Source organism: Halorubrum sp. CGM4_25_10-8A, assembly GCF_005435025.1.
GTDB lineage: Archaea > Halobacteriota > Halobacteria > Halobacteriales > Haloferacaceae > Halorubrum > Halorubrum ezzemoulense.
In genome coordinates this window covers 137,148-155,412 of record NZ_SGTX01000001.1, presented here as the reverse complement: position 1 = coordinate 155,412, position 18,265 = coordinate 137,148, and the positions used below count along the sequence as shown (strand labels likewise).

At 71.3% G+C, this 18,265-nt stretch carries 19 protein-coding genes; 3 read left to right on the top strand and 16 right to left on the bottom strand.

The genetic code is table 11. The features are described from left to right. Window positions 1-61 precede the first annotated feature (61 nt). The gene (locus EXE52_RS00785) at window positions 62-736 is read right to left on the bottom strand and encodes a metalloprotease (protein ID WP_086215691.1); all 675 of its coding nucleotides are present in this window, start codon (window positions 734-736) and stop codon (window positions 62-64) included. Then, a complete protein-coding gene (locus EXE52_RS00780; protein ID WP_089307765.1) occupies window positions 733-2,517 on the bottom strand; it encodes a TraB/GumN family protein in 1,785 nt (594 codons plus the stop codon). Before EXE52_RS00780 ends, EXE52_RS00785 begins: the two co-directional genes overlap by 4 nt. Before the next feature lie 123 nt (window positions 2,518-2,640). On the opposite strand from EXE52_RS00780, the gene EXE52_RS00775 reads away from it, so the two are divergent. The 3 genes from EXE52_RS00775 to EXE52_RS00765 all read left to right on the top strand — a co-directional run bounded on the left by EXE52_RS00775 (window position 2,641) and on the right by EXE52_RS00765 (window position 4,423). Next, complete coding sequence (locus EXE52_RS00775; RefSeq protein WP_049929867.1) at window positions 2,641-3,330, top strand: winged helix-turn-helix domain-containing protein; 690 nt, start codon at window positions 2,641-2,643, stop codon at window positions 3,328-3,330. A 72-nt stretch (window positions 3,331-3,402) separates the two neighbouring features. Continuing rightward, window positions 3,403-3,861, top strand: a complete 459-nt coding sequence (locus EXE52_RS00770; RefSeq protein ID WP_049929866.1) for a bifunctional nuclease family protein — start codon at window positions 3,403-3,405, stop codon at window positions 3,859-3,861. A 79-nt stretch (window positions 3,862-3,940) separates the two neighbouring features. Next, entirely contained in the window at window positions 3,941-4,423 is a 483-nt protein-coding gene (locus EXE52_RS00765) for an acyl-CoA thioesterase (protein WP_049929865.1), read from the top strand. A 62-nt stretch (window positions 4,424-4,485) separates the two neighbouring features. Here the strand turns inward: EXE52_RS00765 and EXE52_RS00760 are convergent, their stop codons facing one another. The 14 genes from EXE52_RS00760 to glpA all read right to left on the bottom strand — a co-directional run bounded on the left by EXE52_RS00760 (window position 4,486) and on the right by glpA (window position 18,122). Continuing rightward, a complete protein-coding gene (locus EXE52_RS00760) occupies window positions 4,486-4,998 on the bottom strand; it encodes a DUF123 domain-containing protein (protein ID WP_049929863.1) in 513 nt (170 codons plus the stop codon). A 37-nt stretch (window positions 4,999-5,035) separates the two neighbouring features. Beyond that, window positions 5,036-5,479 carry a hypothetical protein gene (locus EXE52_RS00755; RefSeq protein WP_049929861.1) on the bottom strand — a complete coding sequence of 148 codons (444 nt, stop codon included), beginning with the start codon at window positions 5,477-5,479 and terminating at the stop codon, window positions 5,036-5,038. Window positions 5,480-5,557: 78 nt separating this feature from the next. Then, window positions 5,558-5,842, bottom strand: a complete 285-nt coding sequence (locus EXE52_RS00750; RefSeq protein WP_049929859.1) for a hypothetical protein — start codon at window positions 5,840-5,842, stop codon at window positions 5,558-5,560. Between the two features lie 98 nt (window positions 5,843-5,940). Then, window positions 5,941-7,017 (bottom strand): metal ABC transporter permease, encoded by a 1,077-nt coding sequence (locus tag EXE52_RS00745; RefSeq protein WP_049929856.1) that lies wholly within the window; start codon window positions 7,015-7,017, stop codon window positions 5,941-5,943. Continuing rightward, window positions 7,017-7,757 (bottom strand): metal ABC transporter ATP-binding protein, encoded by a 741-nt coding sequence (locus EXE52_RS00740; protein WP_049929854.1) that lies wholly within the window; start codon window positions 7,755-7,757, stop codon window positions 7,017-7,019. Before EXE52_RS00740 ends, EXE52_RS00745 begins: the two co-directional genes overlap by 1 nt. A 100-nt stretch (window positions 7,758-7,857) precedes the next feature. Further along, on the bottom strand, window positions 7,858-8,901 hold the full coding sequence (locus tag EXE52_RS00735) for a metal ABC transporter solute-binding protein, Zn/Mn family (RefSeq protein WP_089307764.1): 1,044 nt from the start codon (window positions 8,899-8,901) through the stop codon (window positions 7,858-7,860). Between the two features lie 133 nt (window positions 8,902-9,034). Beyond that, window positions 9,035-9,520 carry an aminoacyl-tRNA deacylase gene (locus EXE52_RS00730; RefSeq protein ID WP_049929852.1) on the bottom strand — a complete coding sequence of 162 codons (486 nt, stop codon included), beginning with the start codon at window positions 9,518-9,520 and terminating at the stop codon, window positions 9,035-9,037. Window positions 9,521-9,680: 160 nt separating this feature from the next. Beyond that, window positions 9,681-10,406, bottom strand: coding sequence for a ribosome assembly factor SBDS (locus EXE52_RS00725; protein ID WP_089307763.1), 726 nt, complete (start codon window positions 10,404-10,406; stop codon window positions 9,681-9,683). 98 nt (window positions 10,407-10,504) lie between these two features. Further along, the gene (locus EXE52_RS00720; protein WP_049929846.1) at window positions 10,505-10,705 is read right to left on the bottom strand and encodes a hypothetical protein; all 201 of its coding nucleotides are present in this window, start codon (window positions 10,703-10,705) and stop codon (window positions 10,505-10,507) included. Window positions 10,706-10,797: 92 nt separating this feature from the next. Further along, complete coding sequence (locus tag EXE52_RS00715; RefSeq protein ID WP_049929844.1) at window positions 10,798-12,204, bottom strand: CRTAC1 family protein; 1,407 nt, start codon at window positions 12,202-12,204, stop codon at window positions 10,798-10,800. 80 nt (window positions 12,205-12,284) lie between these two features. Continuing rightward, on the bottom strand, window positions 12,285-13,277 hold the full coding sequence (locus tag EXE52_RS00710; protein WP_049929843.1) for a hypothetical protein: 993 nt from the start codon (window positions 13,275-13,277) through the stop codon (window positions 12,285-12,287). A gap of 128 nt (window positions 13,278-13,405) precedes the next feature. Further along, window positions 13,406-14,914 (bottom strand): anaerobic glycerol-3-phosphate dehydrogenase subunit C, encoded by a 1,509-nt coding sequence (locus tag EXE52_RS00705; RefSeq protein ID WP_086215701.1) that lies wholly within the window; start codon window positions 14,912-14,914, stop codon window positions 13,406-13,408. After that, window positions 14,911-16,290 carry a glycerol-3-phosphate dehydrogenase subunit GlpB gene (gene glpB / locus EXE52_RS00700; protein WP_089307762.1) on the bottom strand — a complete coding sequence of 460 codons (1,380 nt, stop codon included), beginning with the start codon at window positions 16,288-16,290 and terminating at the stop codon, window positions 14,911-14,913. Before glpB ends, EXE52_RS00705 begins: the two co-directional genes overlap by 4 nt. Beyond that, a complete protein-coding gene (gene glpA / locus EXE52_RS00695) occupies window positions 16,290-18,122 on the bottom strand; it encodes an anaerobic glycerol-3-phosphate dehydrogenase subunit GlpA (protein WP_086215703.1) in 1,833 nt (610 codons plus the stop codon). The genes glpB and glpA overlap by 1 nt, the downstream gene beginning before the upstream one ends. Between the last annotated feature and the right edge of the window lie 143 nt (window positions 18,123-18,265).

Here is an 18,265-nt window from a genome sequence, read left to right as displayed (position 1 = left end):
GAGCAAAAACGCACCGTTCCGGGCGAAGCCGCCGGACGCGCGGCGGTCGCCCGACCGCGGCTCAGAACGGGCCGCCGAAGCCGAGCCCGACGACGAAGACGAGCCCGACGGCGAGCAGGACCGAGGGGACGAAGACGGCCGCCCAGACCGGCTTGCTCCACGACAGCACCGTCTTCCCGTCGAGCGGGCCGTACGGGACGAGGTTGAACGCCGCGAGAAACGCGTTGATCGCGATGCCGCGCGCGCCGAGGATCGTCACGAGCTCGCTGCCGAGGAGCCCGCCGAGCGCGAACAGCGGGAAGAACACGGCCATCAGCCCGAGATTCACGGCCGGGCCGGCGAGCGCGATATGCCCGTGCTCCCGCGGCGTCAGCCGCCCGCGGTGGTGGACGGCGCCGGGCGCGGCGAAGATGAACCCGAGGAGCGAGCTCATCACGGCAAGGAACAGCATGCTGTTGTCCGCGCGGAACTCCGCGACTTGGTCGTAGTGGACCGCGACGACCTTGTGCGCGACCTCGTGGAGGAGGAAGGCGACCCCAGCGGTCGCGAGCCCGACGAACAGCGGCGGGATCACGCCCGCGGCGAGGATGCGACCGATCCCGGCCGAGCCGCCGACGAAGAACAGGGTGAACGCCACGCCCAAGGCGAGCCACGCGACGAGCAGGTCGCGGAGCTCCGCGCCGCTGAAGTAGAGCCCCGCGATTCGCCGCCCCGAGAACGTCGCGCCGCCGCTCATGCGATCCCCCCCACGGCGCCGCGCACGAGGTCGGCGCCGTTGACCGCGCCCTCGACGAGCAGCCGCCCGACCTCGTCGACGCCGCCGACCTCGGCGCCGAACATCGCCGGGATGACGTACGCCGCGAAGAGGAAGCTCGCGACGATGCTGCCGACGTTCGTCATCGCGACGACGACGATGAGCCGGAAAAGCGGCACGTCGAGCATCGCGGAGACTAACTCGCCGACCGACCGCGTCTCGTCGCCGAGCAGGTCGTTGAGCGCGCCGATGTCCGCCACGTTCACGGTCAGGCTCCGCAGTTCGACGTAGCCGGTGAACCAGCCGGGCGCGAGCAGCGGGTTGATCGAGGTCATCCACGCGACGGCGCCGCCGACGCCCGCCGAGAGCCAGCGTGCGCCGGCGACCTTCGCGAAGGCGAAGGCGAAGACGCCGTTGATCAGGAACCACGCGCCGAACAGCCGGAGCAGGAACGCGTTGCCGGCGCCGCCGAGCGCCAGCAGGAGGAAGAAGCCGACGAAGCCGACGGTGATCGCGTAGCCGATCGCCTTCTTCCAGGGGAGCCCGCGTCCCGATTCCTCGCCGACCAAGTCGTCCATCGCCGGGAGGGTCGCGGGCTCGGCGAGGTACCGCTCGATCCCCGCCTGGTGGCCCGCGCCGACGACGGCGACCACGTCGTGCCCGGCCTCGCGGAGCGCGACGAGCCGGTGGGCGATGAACGCGTCGCGCTCGTCGATGAGCGCCTCCGCGCCGCCCGGGGAGAACTGCCGGAACTCCTCCATCATCATCGTCACCACGTCCGTGTCGGTGAGGTCCGCGGCGTCCAGCTCCTCGATACCCCCGGCCTCCGGGTCCACCTCGCCGCCGCCGAACCCGCTGACCGCGATCGCGAGGACGGCGCCGACGACGAGACCGAGGCCGATCCCGATCCCGAAGCCCCCGATCGCCGCAACGGGGAACCCGCCGAGGTACGCCGAGACGGGTCCGTTCGCGGCCCCGGTGACCCCGGCGGCGACGCCGGTCGAGAACCCGGTTCCGACCGCGGCGTAGAGCCGCTGGTCCGGGGAGAGCGCGAGCGAGCCGACCTGGTCGACGGCGATCCCGACGCCGAGCGCGACGAGGACGCCCGCGGCGACGCTCGTCAGGATCGCGTCGGTGATCCCGACGGCGCCGCCGAAGAGGCCGATGGCCGGCCCGGCGAGGATCCCGACCAGGAGCCCGCCGATCGCGCCGGCGACCCGCGGGTCGCTGACGCCGAACGCGAGCCCGCCGACGAGCCGGAGCTTCTCCGTGATCGTCATGCGGGCCCAGAAGCGTTGGATCGTGGTCTGGATGTCGCGGTCGACCAAGGCGACGTCGATGCCGAGCGACTCGGCGATGTCAACGGCGGCCTTCATATCGGCGCCCGGCTCGATATCGAACCGCTCGCCGAGCTGGGTCTGGACGTACGAGAGCATCCAGTACGCCAGAAACTGGAACACCGTGTTCCCCCTGAGCAGGTCGCCGGCGTCGAGGTCGTCGGGCGTCTCGCCGTTCATCTGGCGGTAGCGCCCCTCGTCGAGCTCGACCGCGACGACGTCGGGGCGTTCCCGCTCTATCGTCTCCTCGACCTCGTCGACGGAGCGCTCCGACACGTGCGCGGTCCCGACGACCGTCACGCTCCCCTCGCCGTCGGCGGCGGGTCCGCGGCCCGGCTCCCGGTCGAGGTCGCCGCCGTCGGTGCGCGGCGGTCTGTCGGTCGACGGGGGTGCCTCGTCGTCGGTCCCCCGTGACGTCTCTGTCATCACCCGACGTACTCGGTCACCGCGTTTAGGGTTTGTGCGTCGGTCCCGGCTCCCGCTCGGGCGGGGTCGACCCGTCCCCAACGATCCAACAAGTTTGTATCCTCACGCGCCACAGGATGTCGTATGTCCCGGCTGTTGCCCTCCCTGCCGGACGCGACGCCAGAGGAGCGCGAGCCCCGGGTCGTCGGCGTCGACGACGACGAGGCCGACGACCTCATCGCGGCCCTCGGCTCCGAGACGGCGCGCGCGATCCTCTCGACGCTCCACGACCGCCCGGCGACGAAGTCGGAGATCGCCGACGAGGTCGACACCTCGCTCCAGAACGTCCAGTACCACCTCTCCCGGCTCGACGAGGCCGACCTCGTGGAGGTGGTCGACACCGCCTACTCCGAGAAGGGCCGCGAGATGGACGTGTACGCCGCAGCGGACGAGCCGCTCGTGCTGTTCGCTGGCGGCTCCGAGGAGTCGACGGGGATCAAGACCGCGCTCATGCGTCTGCTCGGCGGGTACGGGATCATCGGACTCGCCGCGGTCGCCGCCCAGCGGCTCCTCGCGGTCGGCTCGCTCGCGGACCCGCGGACGAGCGCCTCGGGCGGTGACGACGTTGGGACGGCCAGCACCGACGGCCCCTCGATAGAGAGCGTCCCCGACCAGAACACCGCCGCCGACGGCGCCGACAGTGCGGTCGACCTCGTCGGCCGCCCGCTCGCGGAGTACGCGGTCTCGCTCGTCGAGCCGGGGGTCGTCTTCTTCGTCGCCGCCGCGCTCGTCTTCACGCTGGCGTGGGCGTACTGGTACCGAGCGTCGAGCTAGGGCGGCGGGGGTCGCGGACCGAACGGGACGCGCGTGGGACAGCTATTCAAGCGGCCGTCACCACGTTCCGATATGGAACACGAAGCCGAGGTCGTCGGGGTCGGTGCGGGGTCTGCGCCGAGCGGCGACGTCCCGGCGGTGATCCTCTCCGCGCGCGACGAGTACGTCCCGATATTCGTCAGCGGCGACCAGGCCCGATCGATCGGTATGGCGCTGGAGGGCGAACCGTTCGACCGACCGCTCACGCACGACCTGCTCGTTGACATCCTCACGGAGTTCGGCGGCGCCATCGACCGCGTCCGCGTCGACGACCTCCGCGACGGCACCTTCTACGCGAAGGTCGACGCCGAGCGCTACGAGGAGGGCGAGCCGGAGCGGTTCGTCTTCGACGCCCGTCCCTCCGACGCGCTCGCGCTCGCCGTGCGCCTCGACTGTCCGATCGTCGTCACCGACGAGGTGATAGACGAAGCGGGGCGACCGCCCGACTCGGTCCAGTTTAGCGGCGACGGCGACCCATCGGAGGAGCGCTGAGCCCGGGGCCCCGGACTCGGCGGGCGGCGGGCCCGCGCCGAAGCCCGTCGTTCAAGTTGCCGCATCTCCCACCACGGGCATGGACGAGACCGCGACGCTCGCCTCCTCGCACACGGAGATGACGGAGATGCTCCTCCCGAACGACACGAACAACCTCGGCCGGGCGCTCGGGGGCGCCGTGCTCCACTGGATGGACATCTGCGGCGCCATCGCCGGCATGCGGTTCTCGAACCGACAGGTGGTCACCGCGTCGATGGACCACGTCGACTTCATCTCGCCGATCGAGATGGGCGAGGTCGCGATCGTCGAGGGATACGTGTTCAACACCGGCCGGACGAGCGTCGACGTGAAGGTCGACGTGCGCGCGGAGAATCCCCGCACGGACGAGACGCGCCGGACCACCACCTCCTACTTCACCTTCGTCGCGCTCGACGACGACGGGCGCCCCACGCCGGTCCCCGACCTCGACTGTCCGACCGCCGACGAGGAAGCGCTCCGCGAGGACGCTATGAACGGGCGCGAGGAGCAGCTGCGACAGGTCGTGAACCGGTACGACCTCTGACCGCGCAGACCGACACGACCTCCAGCCCCGTGAACCGGCACGACCGCCGACCGCACGGCCCGTTACTCTCCCGAGCCCGCGACGACCTCGACGGTCGCGTCCGGGTCGGCGGCGGCCGCGACCGCGGCCTCGTGCGCCGCCAGCGCGCGCTCCGCGAGGCCGTCGAGCGCGTCGCGGTCGGGTCCGCTCACCTCGGCCGCCTCGGACGCGTCGCCTGCCGCGAGGTGACTCGGACAGTCGCAGTCGGAGGCGCCGAACCCGTCTACCGGGCCGGCGGGTAGGCGCTCCGCGACCGGACACTCGACGTCGACGCCGAGGCTCCGCACGACGCGGTCGATCCGCGCGGCCGGGTGACCAAGCAGGTAGTCGACGTGCCAGTGGCGGACGTCGTGGTCGCCCCGCGCCGTCCGCCGGTGCCTGTCGACCCGCGAGAACCCGCCGGCGCCGAGCGCGCTGCCCGTGTACGCGTACGCGCCGGCCGGGAGACGGTGTTCGCCGAGCGCGCCCGCCGACAGCGTGGCGTCGGCCGCGAGGGCGACGATGAGGGTGTAGCTGCCGCCGTCGGCGTCGGTCATCCGTCCCCCGCCGGCCGCGACCCGGTCCCGGTCGCGCTCACGACAGCGCGGTCGGCGCCTCGTCGGCGGCCGCCCGGAGCGACCCGACCATCTCGCCCGCGTCGTCGTCCAGTCGGTAGGTGTCGTGGACGTCCGCGGGGTCGCGGCCCCGGCCGGACAGCGTCCCGACGACGTCGGCGATGCGGTCGTAGTTGTCGCGCACGAGCCCGCCGACGATGCCCGGCGTTCCCGCGCGGTCGGCCAGCTCCTCGGCGGCCGACCGCCCCGCGTACACCCGCCGCTCGACCGGGTCGACGAGCACCATCGCGAACGGGCGCGAGCCGAACTGCGCGTCGAGGAACGGGCCGACCGGGTCGGCCTCCCACGGGACCGCGACGACGCCCTCGAGCCGGCGGAGCGCGACGGCGGCGACCGAGCAGTACGGGCAGTCGCCGTCGAAGATCAGCACCGGCGCGTCCGCGCCGTCCGGGTCAGTAGACATGCGAAAACGTAGGGACTCGACCGTCTTAAGCGGCCGGTCGGACGAACTCGTTCGGGTGCCGGGGCGCGTCGGACCCGCTCAGTGCGAGTGGCCGAGCGCGTCTTCGAGCGACTGCCCGAACCGCTCCTCGAACAGCTCCGCGGCCGTCTCGTTCATCTCCGCGATGTCCTCGGGCACGTCGCCCTCGCTGTGGTGGACGATGACGTGCGCCTGCTGGGCCATCGCCTGGACGACGACGTCTGAGACCACGGCGGTCGCGGCCTCGCCCTGCTCGCTGAGCACGTCGACGAGGCCGGCGGGCAGTTCGAACGACTCCTCGTCACCGTCGGGACCGGTGACCGTGTAGGTTTCTGTCTCTCCCATATCCGTCGGTCGCGGCCGCGACATAAGGGTCTGTGGAAACCGGACGCGAGCCGCGCACGACCGCCGCCTGCGGCCTCCGAGCCCGCCGGTCCGACCCGTCAACCGTGCGACGAGATCGCCTTCACCGAGGAGCCGGAGCCGACGATGCTGCCGAGGTACACCGCGATGGCCGTGACGACGATCGACCCCCCGGAGGGGAGGCCGAGTCCGATCGAAACGGCGAAGCCGCCGATCACCGACAGCTGGCCGAAGATGACGGCGAGGTACATCGTCTCGCGGAAGCTCCGGGCCACCTGCGAGGCGGCCGCGACGGGGACGACGAGCATCGCCGCCACGAGGATGACGCCGAGCACCTGCATCGCGCCGACGACGACGACCGCGGTCAGCACGACGAGCAGGGTGTTGTAGCCGGTGACGTTCAGCTGGGCGACCCGCGCGGCCTGCTCGTCGAAGGTGATGAAGAGGAGCTGCTTGTACGTCAGCGCAACGCCTGCGACGACGATCAGCGAGAGCGCTCCCATGAGGCGCGCGCCCTCCGGCGTGACGACCGCGAGGTTCCCGAACAGGTACCCCTGGATGTTCACGCCGGTGAGCCCGTCGCCGTAGCTGATGATCAGGGTCCCGACCGCGAAGCTCCCGCTGAGCATGATCGCGATGGGTACGTCGCCGTACGCGTCGGTGCGCTCGGTGAGCCACTGGACCCCGAGCGCCCCGAGGATGCCGACCGCGAGCGCGACGAGCAGCAGCGAGCCGTTCCACCCCGTCGAGGAGGTGACGAGGATCCCGACGGCGACCCCGGCGAACGCGGTGTGCGCGAGCGTCTCGCCGATCAGCGCCATCTCGCGGTGGACGAGGAAGGAGCCGACGAGCGGGGCGACCACCCCGACGAGCACGCCAACCGCCATCGACTGCCACATGATCGGGTGTCGGAAGACGTTCGTCCCGAACGCGGCGTCCATCGCGCGCCCCATCGAGCGGAACGCGGCGTACAGCTCGCTCGCCACCGGCAGGTCCTGCGTCCAGTAGAGGAGGAGGAACGAGAGCATGACCGCCGCGACGACGCCCGTGAGCCCGATCCCGGCGAGCTCCGCGGTCCGGCGGAGTCCTCGTTCGCGGCCGGTCCGGTCCGGACGCGGACGCTCCCGCTCCCGGTCGGCCGGTGTCTCCCCGGTCATCAGTGGTGGTGGTGGACGACCTGTCCGGTCGCGCCGTACGCCTCCGCGAGGGCGTCGCTATCGACGAACGACTCCGTGTCCCCGTGGTGGTACAGCTCGGTGTTGATACAGGCGATGCGGTCCGCGCGGTCGGTGACGACGCCGATGTCGTGTTCGATGAGGATGATCGTAATCCCGTCTTCGTTGAGCTCGTCGAGGAGGGCGTAGAACGCGTCGCGCGACTCGGCGTCGACGCCGACCGTCGGCTCGTCGAGCGCGAGCAGGTCCGCGTCGCTCGCGAGGGCGCGAGCGATGTACGCTCGCTGCTTCTGCCCGCCGGACAGCTCCGAGACGAGCCGGTCGGCCAGGTCCCCGACCCCGACCGTCTCGATGGCGTCCGCGACGGCTGCGCGGTCGGCCGCGGAGAGCCGCCCTCGCCCGGCGTGCGCGAACCGCCCCATCGTGACGCACTCACGGACGGTGACGGGCATCGCGCCGCCGCGGCTCGTCGCCTTCTGGGAGACGTAGCCGATCCGGCCGCCGTCGTCGAACTCGTCGACCGGCCGGCCGAACAGCTCGACGGACCCCTCGTCGGGCTCGTGGAGGCCGAGCATGAGGTGGAGCAGCGTCGTCTTCCCGGAGCCGTTTGGTCCGACGAGCCCGAGGAAGTCGCCCTCCTCGACGGTGAGAGAGACGTCTCTCACGGCGACGGTGTCGCCGTAGGAGAACGTCACGCCGTCGAGGTCGACGATCGCGGTCACTTCGTGTGCCCCATCTGGACCGGCCGCACGTTTAGCTCTTTTACTCCGTCGCCGCGCCGCCGGGTCGGGGCGTCGCTCGGCGCGCCGGCGACCGTGCCGGTCACTGCGCCCCGAACGCCCGCTCGAAGGCCGGGACGTTGATCTCGGTCATCTGTTCGAGGTAGCCGTACCCGGCGTCGTTCCACTCCCGCGTCGTCCCCCCGGCCGGCGTGACGGGAACCGCCTCCGTCGCGCCGCTGTTCTCGACGATCGACTCGGCGAGCCGCGGCGACTGGAACCGGTCGTACAGCACCACGTCGATCCCCTCCGCGTCGACGAGGTCGATCGTGTCGGCGATCTCCGACTGGGTCGGCTCGTTCTGCGGCGAGACGCCCACCGGCGAGCGGAGCCGGAACCCGTAGCGCGCCTCCAGGTACTGGAAAGAGTTGTGGCCCGCCAACACCGCCACGTCGCGCGCGGCGTCCTCGGCGATCGACCGGAAGGCGTCGTCGATCGCGTCCAGATCCGCGGCGTACGCCTCGGCGTTGGCGGCGTACGCCTCGGCGTTGTCCGGGTCCGCCTCGCCCAGCCCGGTCGCGATCGTGTCGACCATCTCGGCCGCGAGGACCGGGTCCGTCCAGACGTGGGGGTCGTACCGGGTCCCGTTGTCGTGGTCTCCCTCATCGTGGCCCTCCCCGTCGTGGTCCCCCTCGTCGTGGCCCTCCTCGTCGTGGCCCTCCTCGTCGTGGCTCTCCCCGTGAGAGTGGTTCCACTCGAGCAGATCGCCTTCGAGCCCGTCGAGCACGTCGACCGTGGCGACCGTGTCGTAGTCGCTCTCCAGCGTCGCCGCCAGGTCCTGCGCCCACGCGAACTCCGGACTGTCGAGGTAGACGAACGCGTCCGTCGCCGCGACGTCCGCCGCGAGGGTCCCGTCGGGCGTCCACCCGTGGCCGAGCTGGCCCACGTCGACCGGGTCCTCGAAGCTCGCGTTGTCGCCCGCGACCTCGTTGGCCCAGTCGTTGAGCGTGAAGAACGCGGCGTACCCGGAGTCGAACTCCTCGGAGCTGCCGCCCCCGTTCCCGGTACACCCCGCGAGCGACGCCGCCGTTCCCGCGACCGCCAACCCGGCACCGCGCCGCAGCACCGACCGCCGTGAGTGAGTCATACCGATCTGTAACGCGGATTAATAGAAAAAAGTTATTATTTCATATCTCAGTCTTAATAATCTCGCCCCCGAAACCGACCGTCGATTAACAACGCCGGAGTCGGAGCGGCGTCGGGCCTGTCGCGACGCCGCCTCATTCGGTGAGGTCGACGACCGCGGCGTCCGCGAGGTCGGCGAGCGTCTCGGGGTCGACCGCGAACACCGCGCTCGGCGTCCCGGCGGCGCCGTACACGGTGTCGTACTCGGTGAGCGTCGGGTCGAACACCGTCGGGAGCGCGGCGTCGTGGCCGATGGGCGGCACGCCGCCGATGCTCCAGCCGACGACCTCGCGGATGCGCCCCGGGTCGCCCATCTCGGCGTCGTCGGCGTCGAAGTGGTCAGCGACGGCGTCGAGGTCAAGCCGGTTCGCGCCGCTCGTGATCGCGGCGACGAGGCTTCCGTCTCGGTCGCCGCCGGAGAGCGAGACGACGATCGTCGACGCGATCGCGCCCGTCTCGCGGTCGAGCGCGTCGGCCGCCGCGGCCGCCGTCTCCGTGCCGGCGTCGAACTCCAGCACGTCGATTTCGACGCCGTACCGCTCCCGAGCCCGCCGTTCGAACTCCGCCGCGCGTGGGTGCATGCGATACGAGACCGCGCCCCGCGGACATCAACCTCTCGGAGGCGGTGAAACTGCGGCGACGGGCAGAGTCGCGGTCCGCGTCGTGGTCGGTGTCGCGAGCGCGGTCGGCGTTGCAGTCGCTCTCCGGGCGCGGTCGCCGTCGCCGGGCCGTCAGGACCCGTTACCGGGTCCGGAGTTCGTCTTTGTCCTTGATCACGCGGGCGTCGCCCTCGCCCGAGGTGACCTCGTTGACGAGGTCGTAGAGGTCGTTCTGGAGCCCGGCCGGGAAGGTGAGTACCCCAACCCAGGAGCCGTCGTTCTGCCACTCCTCGCGCTCAAGGTCGCCGAACTCCCGGATCTGCGCCTGTCCGGACCCCGCGTAGTCGGCCGGGAGCTGGACCGCCATCGTCACCTCCTCGAACCGGATCGGGATCACCGGTCGCAGCGCGTCGAGCGCGTCGTCGACCTGGTTCTCTACCGCTTCCATCGGGTCGATCTGGAACCCGGCCTCATCCAGCGCGCGCTCGATCCGTTCGGGCGGGTGCGGCGAGTCGTCCATCTGCGGGTTCACGGCGTTGCGCGTGATGGTGGTCACCAGCTGATTGTGCTTCCGCTCTTGCATCTCCGCGCGCTGCTCGGCGGTGATCTGTATCTCCCCGCGATCGACGACCTCCGGAATGATCGAGAGCGGATCAGTGGTGCCGAAGACGGTCTCTAAATCCTCCTCTGCCGGTCGGTCGCCCCGCGAGGCGTTCTCGAAGACGTCCTCCGCGGCGATGACCTCCTCTAAGTCACCGTCGAACTCGCCGCGCTTGATCGCGAGCGCGGCGTCGGGGTCGATCAGGACCTCGAAGCGCTCCCCGTGTGACTCCAGTCGGGCCGTCACGGCCTCGTCGAGCGATATCATACCGGACGCTACCACCCCCGCGGGCAAAAAGCCTCCCGCCGCCGTCTTCGCCGCAATGAACCGCGGCGTCCGGTCGCGGCGCCCCCGCGCCGACCCGGCTACCCTCCCGCAGACGGCCGCTCGTCGTCCCACTCCTCGCGGCACGACTCCGAGCAGAAGTGTCGGTGGACGATGTCGTCGCCGTCGACCCACGTGATCGTTCGACGACCGCTCCCCAGCGCCGGCTGGCCGCACGTGGCGCACCCGGGCGCGGACTCCTCGTCGACGTCCTCCTCGAGGTCCGAGGTCGGATCTACCATACCTCCCCGTACGTCCGGGGGCACTTGAACCCGCGAAGGGCGGCAGTTCTGGCCACGACGACGCCCGACCCTCGGCGGGACGGGTCCGGCAGCTACCGCCTCGTTCGCGCGTCGCGGTCGGTCGCCCTGCGCGACGGGTGTTCGACGGTGATCTCTCGGTCGGGGCTCGGCCCGACGACGGTCCGCTCGCGGCCGTCGGGCCACCGCACGTCCACGCGCAGCGGCTTCGCGCCGCCGAGCCCGAAGTGCGCGACCGGCTCCGTCTGACAGAGGCAGCCGCCGCCCGCGTCGATCGCCCGCCGCTGGACGCCGTCGGCGGTCTCCAGCGTGACGACCGCGCCGCGCGCCGGCGCGCCCTGCCGCGTCGTCGGGCGCACGCGGAGCCAGCCGGCGTCGGGCGCGTCCGTGGCGCCGTACACCGTCACCGGCTGCGCGGCGACCTCGCCGTGGACGACGAGGAGTTCGAGGGCCCCGTCGCCGTCGACGTCGGCCGCGACCGCGCCGGTGCCGAACCCGTCCGGCTCCGCGGCCGCCCCGAGCGAGACGGGCTCCCACTCCGGCGGCTCGCCTGGGCGGTCGACGCGCTCGAACAGCCGGTTCTCCGCGCCGCAGACGTTGAAGAAGAGCTCCTCGCGCCCGTCGTTGTCGAAGTCCGCGGCGACAACCGTCCGGACCGCGCCCACCTCGCGGAGCGGGGCGGGGGCCACGTCGTCGTAGCCGCCCGCCGGCGAACAGCGCAGGAGGCGGCTGGGCGCGGCCTCGTTGCCGACCGCGAGCGCGAACGTCCCGCCCTCGTCGACGACCGCCGCGCCGCGGGTGTCGCCGCTGGGATCGGAGAGGGCGGGACCGCCGTCCGTGCGGTCGTAGTGGCCGTCGCGGTTGCTGAACAGCCGGTTCGGTCCCCCCTCGACGCCCGCGAACAGGTCGCCCTCGCGGGAGCGGTACGGGACCGCGAGCAGCGACCGACAGCCGCCGTCGACCTCCAGCCCGACCGCCTCGGCCATGTCGGTCACCTCGCCGTCGTCGCCGAGCTCGTAGAACGCGAGCGGGGCGGCGTAGCCCGAGACCGCGACGCCGTACCGGCCGGTCCCCAGTCGGTCGAGCGCCGCGACCGACCGGCCCGCGCGGACGTCGAGGCGGTCGGCGTTCACCTCCCGCGCGAACACGTCGGTCCAGCGGTACCGGTCGGCCTCCAGTCGGCTCAAGAGGAGGTCGGGGTCGCCGCCGTCGACGCCGCGCGCGCAGTTGTGGACGTACACCTCCTCGCAGCCGTCGGCGTCGAGGTCGGCCGCGCACACGCCCATCCCGTGGCGCGTCCCGTCGGCGACGATCCCGCAGGCGGTGTCGACGTAGCGGCCGTCCTTCCGGGCGTACAGCCGATTCGGCTCGCCGTAGCCGGCGACGAAGACGAGCGGTCCGTCGCGGCCGGGCGTCACCGCGACCCCGTATCCGCGCATCGGGCGTCCGTCGTCGAGGAGACCGGACCGCTCCGTGAACATGGCCGCCCGTCACCGCTCCGAGAATATGAACGCACGGGTTGGATACGAGCGGCTCCCGCGGTGAGAAATGGTAACCGAGGCTATAGGTTCCGCTCGATGTACCGGTTCACCCGCGATATCCGGTCGGCGTCGAACGTCCACAGCCCGCGCCAGACTCGCGGCTCCGTCTCGACCGCGAGGAGTCCGACGCCGCCCTCGACACCCCGCTTGAGGTCGCTACTCGGGTCGCTCGCGGCCGAGTGCGGTCCCTCCGGCGGTCGGTACACCACGAACCAGCTATCTGTGAAGTCCGGGTCGTTCCCGGCGTGGATCACGGCGTCGAGGTCCGCCGGGAGCCTGTCGGGGACCCCGTAGAGGTGCGTGTCGACGGCGGTCTCGGTGACGCGCTCGTAGACGTTCCGCGTGCCGACCTCGTCGTCGATCCGCGAGAGCCGCTGGAACGACGAGCGCAGGGTGCCGTCGCCGGCGGCCCACGCCGCGCGCTCGATGAACCGCGAGATGGTGATGAGGAGCAGCTTCTGTCGGTTCGATTCGGGATACCCGCGGAGCGTGAACGTCGCGTCGCCGAGGCCGCTTATCACCGACGGGAGATCGACGTCGCCGAGGGACCGGCTGCCGGTGACGTACAGGTCCGAGTTGACGAAGAGCACCGCGTCGCCGAGTTCGGCGAGCGTCGAGCCGGCGACCACCTCGCCGCCCTCCATGAGCAGCACGAGGTTCTCGATCTCGTCGGGGTCGCCGCCGTCGAACGGAACGTCGTCGTGGCGGCGAAGCACCTCGACGTCGAGGGAGGGGACGGTCCCGGTGTCATCGTCGAGCACGCCGGTCGTCGCCAGTTCTCGGGCGGTGAGACCGTGCGTCCGCTCGCCGCTCGCGGCTCCGGCTGGCCCCGCGCCGTCGGTGACTCGTCGATCGCCCGAGCCGGTGATCACGCGGCCGTCGACCACTCCCACCGCGTCGTCGCCGAACGTGTCCACGAGCATGTTCAGCACGGGGTCCGGGTCGGTCCGGTTGACGATGACGACGGAGCGCTCGGGGCCGTCGAAGCGATCGAGAAACTGTTCGAGTGTCACGTGTACCGGTGTGGGCGTGTCCTCCTCATAAGGATTCTCGCACAGTTATCGCGTCCGATAACCACCGGTGAGCGGGGAAACCGCGACGTGCCGAGTCGGGTCCGGCGCGGGGGCGGAGCGACGGGACCTTACGCTCCCAGCGCGTCCTCGAGCAGCTGGAGCGGGTGTTCGATCTCGTAGCCGGTCCCGTGTTCCATCTGCATCGCGCAGGTCGGGCACTCGGTCATCCCGACCTCGCCCTCGGCGTCCTCCATGTGCTCGAACATCTCCGCGCCGATCTCCATCGACTTCTCGTACTTCTCCTCCTTCCAGCCGTAGGTGCCGGAGATGCCGGAACAGGAGTCGCCGACGTCCTCCATCTTCACGCCGTCGACGTCGCGGAACGTCTCGACTGCCTGCCGGGAGAGCCCCTGATTCCGGGCGTGACACGGCGCGTGATACGCGAAGGCGCGCTCGTCGTCGAGCCCGCCGGCCTCGTCGAGCGCCTCCTCTAGGTCCTCGTGGATGCGGAGGTACTCCAGCGCCTCGAAGGTGTGCTCGGCGACGTCGTCGATCCCGTGGAGGTCGAACAGCTCGGGGTACTCCTGGCGCAGCGACAGCGAACAGGAGGTACAGGAGGCGATCACGTCCGCGCCGTCGGCGATGGCCTCGACGAGGTTCTCGACGTTCGTCTCCGCGTGGCGGCGGGCGTCCTTCAGCATCCCGTTCGCGAACATCGGCGTGCCCGAGCACTTCTGGGGCGGGACCATCACCTCGTAGCCGAAGTGCTCGTAGACTGAGACCAACGCCTTGCCGACCTCGGGCGTGTTGTAGTTGGAGTAGCAGCCGTGGAAGTATGCCACGCGCTTGTCGGGGTTCTCCACCTGTGCGCCGCCGCGCGCCTTCCACCACTCGCGGAACGTCTCCGTGGCGAACTCGGGGAAGTCGCGCTCCTTCGGGATCCCCATAACCTTCTCCATCGCCCACCGCGCGGGGCCGAAGTTCATCGCGAACGATGCGGTCCGGGGGAACATACTCGCGAGGCTCGCCGAGGTGCGGTAGTTCGCTAACACCCGATTCCGGATGTACTCGACGGAGAGCTTCTCCATCTGGCGCTCGACGAACTGCCCGCGGGCCTCGTTGTGCATCTGGGAGAGCGGCACTCCCGAGGGGCAGGCGTCGTCACAGCGCATACAGTTCGAACAGGAGGTGATCGACTCGTCGATGTCGTGGTCGTCCTTCCGTTTGAGCCGCCACTGCTCGGGGCCCTGGAACTTCGGCCCGGGGAACTCGTCGTCGACCTCAGCCACCGGGCAGGAGGTATCGCAGCTCGTACACTTGTAACAGGAGTCGGCCCCCTCGCGGAGGTCGAGGTCGCCGCCGGGGAACACGTCGACCGGGTCGTACGCGTCCGGGTCGAGCTCGGTCGAATCCGCTCCGGCCGAGGCGCTTTCGACGCCGCCGTCGGTTGCGGCGCGGTCGCCCGCGGTCGCGTCCGTCTCCGCGACTTCCCCCTCGTCGGGGACGAACACCGACGGCTGCTCGTCGCGGCCGGACTCCGGGACGCCCGGCGTCGGCCCCTCGTAGCCGCCGTCGCTCGACTCGGTCGCCTCGTTCGACTCCCCCGCGTCTCCGTCGTCGTCCGTGTGTCGTGTCATTGGTTCGCCTCCGTCGCCGCCTGTCGCCCGGCCGCGAGGCCGGTCGCAAGCGACACCCCGCTCGCGGACTTCTCCCGCGCCGCGTCCGCGCCGCCGACGACGCCGCCGGCCGCGAACACGTTCTCGTACTGTACCGTTCCCTCGGCGTCCGTGGGGCGACACCGCTCGTCGGGCCGGACCCCGAACCGCGCGTACGGCTGGTCGCCGAACGCGTCGTCGACGAACCACTCGTACCGGTCGTCCGGCTGGTCGACGTGGAGGTCGAGGACGGGCTCCCGGACCCCCTCCCGGTCGGAGTCGAGCCCCTTCCCGACGAGCCCGCCGGTCGCCAGCACGAACGCGTCGGCGCCGTACGGCGCCGTGCGACCCTTCCGATCGACCGCGACCGTCTCCACGCGACCGCCGGTCGCGGACTCGACGCCGACGACGGGGTTCCCGGTCTCGAACCGGACGCCCTCGGCGTCGAGCGCGTCGAACAGGCGGTCTTCGAGCCGCAGGCCGGGGAGGCTCGGCGGGCCCATCGGGATCTCGAACACGTCGGCGCCGAGCCGGTCAGCGAGTTCTTCGCGGACCTCCTCGCCCCGGTCGTCGCCCAGGAACGCGGGGAAGCCGACGCGCTCGACGCGGTCGACGCCGCCTGCCTCGTCGACCACGTCGTGGAGGTGCGGCGCGACCGCCTTCGCGAGCGCCTCGCGGGCGGGGACGCCGTCTATCTCCTCGTCGTGGTCGAGCGCCTTCGCGAGCCGGGTGATCTTCGCGTCGGCGCGGAACGCCTCCGCGAACTCGACCTCCGCGCCCGCGGCGTCGAACGGCACGCCCGCGGCCTCGAGCCGCCCCGCGAAGGCGCGCGCGTCGTACTCCGTGAGCGACCGGAACCCGACGACCAGCATCGGGCGGTCGTCGCTCGCGAGCCCCGCCTCGGCGGCCGCGGGGTAGCGCGCCGTCGGCTTCACCGCGCCGCCGAACGTCGGGACGAGGGCGTTGCGGTCGGTGTGGCCGCCGCGGTACGCGTCGCCCGCGAGGTCGTCGAAGAGGTCGAGCCCCTCCCGGAGCGCGTCGCTCCCGACGACCCGATACGGGTGCGACTCGGGGAGCCGGTCGATCCCCTCAAACGGGTCGGCGAGCGGCCCCTCCGGGTCCGGCCACTCGTCGCGGTCGAGGTTCCGGCCCGCGGTCGGCGGCCCGTCCCGGAGCGGCTTCGCGGGCTCGGTCGCCGGGACGTAGCCGAGCGCGTCGATCAGCCCGGAGGCCTGCCGCAGCGTGCTCGACTTGTGCGAGACGAGCCGCACGTCCGCGCCCTCGCGGGCGGCCGAAACCGCGGCCGTGATCGCGGCGAGGCCGCCGCCGATCACGAGCACGTCGCTGTTTATCGCCATCAGCGCCCTCCGTCGGTGGCCGCGTCGTCACTTGCGCGGCCCCCGTCGGTGGCCGCGTCGTCGCTTGCGCGGCCCCCGTCGGTCGCCGCGTCGTCGCTTGCGCGGCCACCGTCCGCGGCCGCGGTCCCCGTGTCGCCGCCGGAGCCGTCGGCGCCCGGCGCGTCGGCGCCCGCGTCGAACGCGCCGAAGTCCACCTCGCCGTCGAGGTTCGCGGGGTCGCCGTCGCGGTTCATCGTGGTCGCGTGGAGCAGGTGGTTCAGCATCGCCTGCGAGAGCTGTTCGCCCCACAGCGCGTGGCGCTGGCCCTTCCAGCGCTCCTGGTACAGCTCGTCTTCCGCGTCGCGGACGACCGGCTCGGGGTACTCCTCGGCGAGCTCCGACGCGATGCGGTGCGTACAGAAGCCGCCCTGGCAGTTCCCCATCGAGGCGCGGGTCCGCAGCCGGACCGCGTTGAGGTCGGAGCCGGCGTCGTCGACAGCGTCCTGGACCTCCGCGCGGGTCACGCTCTCGCAGTTACAGACGATCGGGTTCGGGTCGTACTCGTCGAGCACGTCGTCGGCCCGGGAGCCGAGCCGCTGGCCCGAGCGCCGCGCGACGGGCGACCGGAGCCCGAACTCGTCCATCAGCTCCTCCATGCGCGCCGGGTCTTCGGAGCCCGGCAGCGGCGCCTCGGCGGTGTCGCAGGTCGCCTCGTGGCCGAGCGTCTCGCAGACGTGGTCGGAGATGGACTCGGCCATCATCCGGTAGGTGGTGAGCTTCCCGCCGACGATGGTCGTCATCCCCGGAAGGTCGTCGCGGTCGCCGTGGTCGAGGAGGAAGTAGTCGCGCGTGATGTCGGTCGGGTCCTCGGTGCCGGTCCCCGGGGGTTCGTACAGCGGGCGGACCCCCCAGAACGAGCGGAGCGTGCGGGCGTCTTCGAGCGCCGGCACGAGCTCCGAGAGCGTCTCGATCATCAGGTCGACCTCCCAGTCCTCCTCGGGGTAGTCCTCGGGGTCGTCGACCTCCTCGTCGGTCGTGCCGAGGATACAGGCGGTCTCGTGGGGGACGATGATGTCGGCGTCGCCCTTCGGCCGACAGCGGTTGATCACGGTGTCGACCTGCCGGGTGTTCATCACCGTCATCACGCCCTTCGAGGGGCGCACCTCCACGTCGACGCCGGCCATCTCGCCGACGTTCCCCGCCCACGCGCCGGTCGCGTTGACGACGTGCCGCGCGCGGATCTCCTCGGTCGTCCCCGGCTCGCGGTGGACGCGCTTCCCCGGTCCCGTCTCGTGTTCGATCTCGACGCCGACGACCTCGCCGTCCTCGACGAGCACGTCGGTCACCGGTGCGTGGGTCTCGATTCGCGCGCCATGCTCGCGGGCGTCCGCGGCGTTCGACACGCAGAGCCGGAACGGGTCGATCGCGCCGTCTGGTAAGGCGATCGCCTTCTCGACGTCGCGCGCGAGGTACGGCTCGCGACGGCGCGCCTCCTCGCCGTCGATCACCTCGGCGGGAATGTTACACGCCTTACATCCCTCCAGCTTCTCCTGGAAGTACTCCTCGGAGTCCTCGGGTCGCTTGACGAACATTCCCCCCGTCTCCTCGACGCAGTGGGCCGCGATGTCGCGGAGAACTCGGTTCTCCTCGATACACTCCTCCGCGCTCTTCTGGTCCGAGACCGCGTAGCGGCCCCCGCTGTGGAGGAGCCCGTGCATCCGTCCGGTCGTGCCGTGCGTCAGGTTCCCCTTCTCGACGAGGACTGCGTCGAGCCCCCGTCGCGCCAGGTCCCTGACGACGCCGCACCCCGTCGAGCCCCCACCGACGACGACGACGTCCACTTGTCTGTCCATGCGAGCCACTTGGACCCCGACCACTTTACTTTACCTCCCGAGGTGCCCCACCCATAACTATCACGGATATTCAAGTAGTGTAATCCCTGCCAGCGCCGATTTATTTATATACTAGACTTTTTCATTCGCGCCGATGTCCGGAT